Source organism: Blautia acetica (assembly GCF_038739805.1).
GTDB lineage: Bacteria > Bacillota > Clostridia > Lachnospirales > Lachnospiraceae > Blautia.
Genome location: NZ_JBBEWO010000045.1, coordinates 1 through 1,274, shown reverse-complemented (window position 1 = coordinate 1,274; position 1,274 = coordinate 1). Strand labels below are relative to the sequence as shown.

General features: G+C 38.9%; 1 protein-coding gene. It reads left to right on the top strand.

All coding sequences use genetic code 11. The features are described 5' to 3' along the window. The first annotated feature begins 85 nt into the window (after nucleotides 1-85). A complete protein-coding gene (locus WBS51_RS15090; RefSeq protein ID WP_342694158.1) occupies nucleotides 86-1,243 on the top strand; it encodes an IS630 family transposase in 1,158 nt (385 codons plus the stop codon). Nucleotides 1,244-1,274: the final 31 nt, after the last annotated feature.

Sequence of the window (1,274 nt, the reverse complement as noted above, 5' to 3'; positions counted from 1 at the left end):
CTAGTATAGAATAAATTAAATCTCTACTATATATTTTGAGGATAATGTATGGTAAAATAGTGTTATCTAAGAAAGGATGAACACTATGAGAAAAACATATCTTCCTCTGTCAGATGAAGACAGAGATTACCTTAAAGCATTATCCAAAAAGAGAACCATTCAGGCACAAGTTGTGGACCGTGCCAGAATCCTTTTATATAAAGCCGATGGAATGACATTCCAGCAAATTGCTGATAAACTTGCCATTAGTACCGCAACGGTACGCCTTTGTATTTCGAAGTTTCAGAAAGGCGGTTTAGATGCTGCACTGTTTGATGTTCAGCGTCCTGGACGTCCATCGGAAATCACTGATGATGCAAAAGCATGGATGATTCATATTGCGTGTCAGAGACCGACAGAACTCGGTTATGCACAGGAATTGTGGACGTTGACCTCTCTCCACAAATACATTCAGAAACATGCAGAAGAAGCGGGATATCCAAGGCTTTCAACCGTTACCAAATCGTATATCCAGAAATTTCTTAAGGAACAGGATATGAAACCCTTTAAAATCAAATATTACTGTGAAAAACGGGATCCTGATTTTGAATCAAAAATGCATGAGGTTCTGTTGGTTTATAAGCAGATTGAAATGCAGTTTGATGAAAATGGTGATCTCATTGTTCCAGACGATTATAAACTGACGATTACGGTATCGTATGATGAGAAGCCGGGCATTCAGGCAATCTCCAATACGGCACCGGATTTACGCCCGACATCAGAACATGGGGAAGTATATCGTGATGCAGAATACAAACGTCTGGGAACGCTCTCTTTACTGGCTGGCATTGATTTACTCACTGGAGAAGCAATTCCGTTAGTAAGTGAGACCCATAAGAGTTCTGATTTTATTGAGTTTTTAAAGATACTGGACAAAAAATATCCATCACAGGATACCATTCGGATCATCCTGGATAATCATTCTGCACATACTTCCAAAGAAACACGGCGCTTTCTGGATACTATGCCAAAGGGACGTTTTAAATTTGTGTTTACACCAAAACATGGCTCATGGTTAAACATGATTGAAAGCTTCTTCAGCAAGATGACCAGACAGATGCTTCGAGGAATTCGTGTCAAAACCAAACAGGAGTTGGAAGAACGAATTTACAAGTACTTTGACGAAGTGAACCGTGAACCCGTGGTTTATCACTGGAAGTATAAAATGGATGAAATCAGTGAAGAGGAAGCAGTATCAATTTAATATAGCAATTATTTAATATTCGTTATACTAG

Coding starts and splice junctions, on each gene's coding strand:
- WBS51_RS15090 (WP_342694158.1), top strand. CDS start 86: ATGAGAAAAACATATCTTCCTCTGTCAGATGAAGACAGAGATTACCTT.